The organism is Arthrobacter sp. NPDC093128, assembly GCF_040683875.1.
GTDB lineage: Bacteria > Actinomycetota > Actinomycetes > Actinomycetales > Micrococcaceae > Arthrobacter.
This window is the reverse complement of sequence record NZ_JBFBEY010000060.1, coordinates 1-4,883: the sequence shown is the minus strand read 5'-3', so window position 1 is coordinate 4,883 and position 4,883 is coordinate 1. Positions and strand designations below refer to the sequence as shown.

The 4,883-nt window shown below is 57.9% G+C and carries 4 protein-coding genes and 1 pseudogene; 4 read left to right on the top strand and 1 reads right to left on the bottom strand.

Annotation, left to right across the window (positions count from 1 at the left end):
* Positions 1 to 501: 501 nt before the first annotated feature.
* Complete coding sequence (locus AB0N24_RS27355) at positions 502 to 1,161, bottom strand: hypothetical protein (protein ID WP_364131701.1); 660 nt, start codon at positions 1,159 to 1,161, stop codon at positions 502 to 504.
* 511 nt (positions 1,162 to 1,672) lie between these two features.
* Here AB0N24_RS27355 and AB0N24_RS27350 point away from each other — a divergent pair.
* From AB0N24_RS27350 to AB0N24_RS27335, 4 genes and pseudogenes are all read left to right on the top strand, one after another.
* Positions 1,673 to 2,749: a hypothetical protein gene (locus tag AB0N24_RS27350; RefSeq protein WP_364131699.1), complete on the top strand. Its 1,077-nt coding sequence runs from the start codon at positions 1,673 to 1,675 to the stop codon at positions 2,747 to 2,749.
* A gap of 52 nt (positions 2,750 to 2,801) precedes the next feature.
* On the top strand, positions 2,802 to 3,800 hold the full coding sequence (locus AB0N24_RS27345) for a GIY-YIG nuclease family protein (protein WP_364131697.1): 999 nt from the start codon (positions 2,802 to 2,804) through the stop codon (positions 3,798 to 3,800).
* 143 nt (positions 3,801 to 3,943) lie between these two features.
* Complete coding sequence (locus AB0N24_RS27340) at positions 3,944 to 4,795, top strand: DUF3644 domain-containing protein (RefSeq protein WP_364131694.1); 852 nt, start codon at positions 3,944 to 3,946, stop codon at positions 4,793 to 4,795.
* Positions 4,792 to 4,883: pseudogene (locus AB0N24_RS27335) on the top strand (aldo/keto reductase); the annotation flags it as partial. The gene AB0N24_RS27340 and the pseudogene AB0N24_RS27335, both read left to right, overlap by 4 nt.

Sequence of the window (4,883 nt, the reverse complement as noted above, 5' to 3'; positions counted from 1 at the left end):
CTGCCTTCCCGTGGGAATGCCCGCAAGGGGTCGCTATCCCTCGGACCGCGCATTCTTCGCCGTTACTGGGTCCGGTGCACGAGACAGCCATTTTTTCGGCCCGGTCAGGGTTCCCCACACGCGATCGCAAGGTACAGATCGGGTGCGTGCCAGGATGATGTGTCGCCAGATCAATAGATTCTTGCTGTGATGTTCAGCAAGAGATGCGTTCTTACTGTCGAGCAAGGAACATAGTGGCCTCTGTGACTCATAGACTGCGCAAGTATCTCGATGTTCCATGGCCTCAGATCGTATTTACTCTCGGTACGGCAGTCATTGTTGGCTTCATTATGGAACCGCATCCAATCCGTTATGCTCTCGCGGGCTTACTCGTTCTCCTGGCGGGGACGAGCACAGTCATAAAGGTAAGGGATCGTCGTTCACGTGGGACCGCCCGCGAGGACGATGCCCGCAGTGGTCAATGAACGCCAGGTGTTCCACTAGACGTTCAGCTTTTGGACATTAAAGCGGCGCGTTGCCTGGGGCTGTTTGCTCCGCTGTGCGTGTAAGGAACCGGCCCGCCCTCCGGAAGTCACGGGCGAGAAACCCTACCCCGGCCGCTATTACTCCCACACCAATTGCCATCAGCCAAGCGAACAGACTGTCACCGCGGAGAGCTGAGTTCATGACTTGGGGAATAAAGATGAGCGGATACAACGGCGCCAGAAGCAGTTGCGTGGCGAGGCCCTTTCGTAATTGCACCGCGGCGGCCCGGGTGACCGAAAGATGTTCCGGATCGATGGGTGCTTTCCCTGCGATCTGACGACGGACCTGCTTCTTTTCCTCGTTTTCCAAGGAAAGAAGCACATCGATCCTCCCGAACTTTACTGCGGGTGCCACTTTCTTCGCGTTGTAGACCAAGCCTCCAATCAGGGCGCCTAGAAATCCAAGGAGAAACCCGAAGGTTAGGAAGATCGGCAACCTCTCCGGTGTGCCCGGGAAAGCCAGGGTTGCGCCGATGGTCCCGGCCGCGACCAGGATGAAGAATCCGGCAGGGAAATAGCGGGTGTAATAGGTTTTCACGGCCTCGCCCAGGCCGTTGTCCTCGACGCCCTGCGCTCTTCTCTTCGCGTCTGCCCAGCGGTCATTGGCCTCCGCCATGAGATCGTCAATACCGCTCATCGTTTTCTTCTTCCTCGAAGCACAAAACGCTGACAAGACACTAGTGAAAACCTGCTGATGCGTCCTGCCCAGATCCTCAAATCCTGAACTATGCGCACCAATAAACCAATGGCCCCAGCCCGCTGTTCCTAAGTCAACGAGCCCCCTCAGGAGGTATTTTTATCGCGGATTCGGCAGCCCTCACTCAGGGCAGCGATGATTCGCCGGCGGACCGTCCCGGACAGGGTCCTCAAACGTACGTCCGCCCATTGGTCAGAAACGGTCCTTGAATCCAATTGACCAACAGAAGATCACCGGATCCTGGCGTTCTCTGGGCTGTTCCTCGCATCGGACCAGGCAGGTCCGAAAACGGTCGTTACTGACCTGCTCTCGACGCGCCTTCAAAGCGAGAAAAGGATCCTGGTTGTCCATGGAATGCACAAGCGACCCAACACCAGGATGGCTGCCGGACCCAGGCCGGTCGATGTGCCTGTTACAGGCCTGATTGAAGTCCGGGCCCTATTGTTCACATATGAGCACATGGGCTGACCTTGAGGCTGCACCGATCAAGCAAATCTGGCAGGAACTGCGGAGCCTCCGATCACAGAAGGTGGGGAGGGCGATCGGCGGTGACAGGCGTGCCACCTTCAACGCCGCACTTGAGCAGGCGGAACAGCTTTTCACCGCAGCCTCTTCTATTGGCACGGCGACACAGCCGATACTGCTCTTTTACGGGCTGTCGCAGCTGGGACGGGCGGTCGCCCCAGCGTCCACCAAGGTGGGCAAGGAATATAGGCTAACTGGTCACGGCATTAAGGACGGCGAGCTTCAGGGGGCCGCGTCCCTAGGCCTTGCCCAGCTGGTCGTCCAAGGGCTGCCCAAGGGTTCCTTCCCCGTCGTCGCCAAAGCCCTCGACGCGTCACCGATGAGTGAGCCGCTGCCACTAGGCAAGATCTGGGGTCTCCTTCCAGGCGCGGATCGTTTCATGCTCCCCGGTAGTGGCGGACTCCAGCGGCTGGTGCTAACCCCCGAGAGTTCGTTTATTGTGCCCGGCGTGGAGACAGCAAGAGGTCAGCTTTCCCCATTGCCCATAGAACTACAGCTCAGCGTTGCTGATCCCGCCGGCGCCCCAGTGCCCGTTGATGACAAGGTCATAGCCAAGGAAAAGAAAGCACTCCGCGAGTTCCTCGCGAGCTACCCCTCGTTGATGGGATGGAGCCTTCCGGACCCTGTACAGCCCATCCCTTACGGGCGAGGGTTTTACGGAACGCAGCCCTATTTGAATGTCTCGCTTCTCTTTCCGAAACCGTCAGACGTGGACGAAGGGTCATCCTTGGCCCGGCGGGGTGTTGAGTACCACGGGGATAACCATATCTATCCGAGGCTTGACGACACCATCCTCCCAGCGCATCCGTTGCTCTTGTGGTGGTCCGTGCTATTCACACTCTCGCGACTAGCCAGATACGAACCCAATGTTTGGCTGAAACTTACTTCAGTGTCTGAAGACGCGAGTGCCGTACCTATCGAATACATTCTCGGAGAAGCAACCAGAGCAGTCCCCGAACTCGCGCTGCAAGCAATCATCCGCAACGCCGCCGTCGGCCTGTGATTCGCTGGTGGCTAGCCGTCGAGCAGCCACTCTAATGAAAGAGCTCTTGCCTATGAGCGTCCCCAAACGTGTGCCGTATCCGAGTCTTGAGCACTTCGATGAGCAGACTCGCGGCAGCAAGTTCGGCCACAAGATGACGAGAGAGTTGTACGCGTACCCCAGTCGATCACAGAAGCAGCGGCCGAAACGCGAGTTGTTAGGTGAGGATCTCTGGAACGGCACGGCGTGGGTGTACCGGGACGAGGAGCACACCCAGCACTCAGATCTATACCTTTTGGTGCAGCGCGACGCAGCACTAGTGAACTTTGACCTATCCATGAGTTACTTCGCGTCCCTGGACGTGGGTGAGTTTGAGGCGGCATTGGAGCAGGTCCTTGCAAAGGGCCGTAGTTTCAAGCCAGTTCAGTCGCTGAAGGATTGGGATGGCGTGGAGGGCGCGTACGTGATGGTCTTTGACGAGTACCGGCAGTTCTACGTCGGTAAGGCCGACGACATTCGCAAGCGGATCAAACAGCACTGGGGCACCCGCAAGAGCTTTGATCGGCTGGTCTTCGGTTCTAAGTACGACTCGATCTTTCCCGTGGACGAGCTGCGCGCTTTGGACACCACTCGGATCTTCGCTGCTCGTAGTACAAACCCGTATGCGGTGGAGCAGCGCGCTGAGAAGGCTGCTGACCAGCGCTTTTGTCTGAACCGCATGGCCGGCGGTTCAGCGAGCCCTTTGACGCTGATGCTTACTGCCATCAACCCGCGCAACCGCGCCAATGGGGTAGCATCGGTGACGCTGTCCTGGGAGGACTATGACCGCGCGTGGGATGGCGTTGTAGACGTCATTGCGCAGTCGAGATCTTCATGCGGTTCCAGCCTGGTCGATGTACTTGCCAGCCTGGACATGACGGTCTATTCAGTCGAACGAAAAGACGGCTCTCAGTTCATGTGGTCACGGAGGGACGCCATCGCTGGTGCCGCTGTCCGCGGCGAGCTGAGCGTGGATGAGTTCGCTGCGTTCCTCGAGGCGATGGGCGAGACAATCATCTGGCCCGAAGACTGATTCGCCGGCAGTCAGTACTCGGATTCGGGTGAGTTGTCCGCCTGTCATCCTTCCCGGGTAAGCAAGGGATCCCATTCCGGCACACTGGTAACGTTCTCGATTCTTTTGTCGCGCCACCGAGCCAATGCGACTAGGCCGATTGGATGATGCCGCAGAATTCAGTCATGGCCCCTAGACCCCGGTGGTGGCACCAGCTGCAAGCATCGAAGAATGAAGCATTACTGGCCGTTGACTTATACAACCGTTCCGGTGAAACGCGACAGCTCGAAGCGTTCATCGTTCACATGTCAATGGCGTGGTTGAGGCTTCTTCAAGCCTTTGTCGAGAAGAGTCGCGGCGATCTCTACGTTCGCGCCAAGAATGGCCACCGAATCCGTCACCAAGACGGCGGTTGGAAGACAAAGCCTCTATCCGAGCTGGTTGATGCGCACTTCCCGGAGAACGATCCTTGCCGAGTGAATCTCGAGTTCTTCACGGGGCTACGCAACATAATTGAGCATCGCTACGAGCGGGATGTGGCTAGCCTTGTTGCGGGCCGAACGCAGGCGTACGTACTGAACTACGAACGGATGCTCGTCCAATGGTTCGGTCCTGACGAGGGCATGGCGAGGCAACTGCGATTCCCAATGTTTGTTTCCTCAATCACTGACGACGCCGTAGCGGCCGTGAAAGAGGTCCGAAATCGCGTTCCAGGAGCGGTCTCGGAGTGGGTTCAGGACTTCGACGCTGCAGTGGATGCCGACGTCGCATCGGACCAAGCTTTCGACTTCAGGGTTTACCTGGTGCCTTACACGGGGCCGAAGACTGAGGCAGATGCGGCCATGACCTTTGTGAAGATGGAAGATCTGAACGATGAACAAAGGGCGGCCATGAGGCAGGTCCAGACCATCATTCGTGACAAGCAGGTGCCAGTGGCCAACCTCAACCTGCACAAGCCTTCTGCTGTCATTGGGCAAGTGGCCGCCAAGTTGGGAAAAGCGTTTAGCATTCCCTGATCTCCAGCCTGGACCAGTCCCTGCAGCGCATGGGCCTGGATTACGTGGACATCTTCTACAGCCACCGGCCGGACCCCGAGACGCCCAT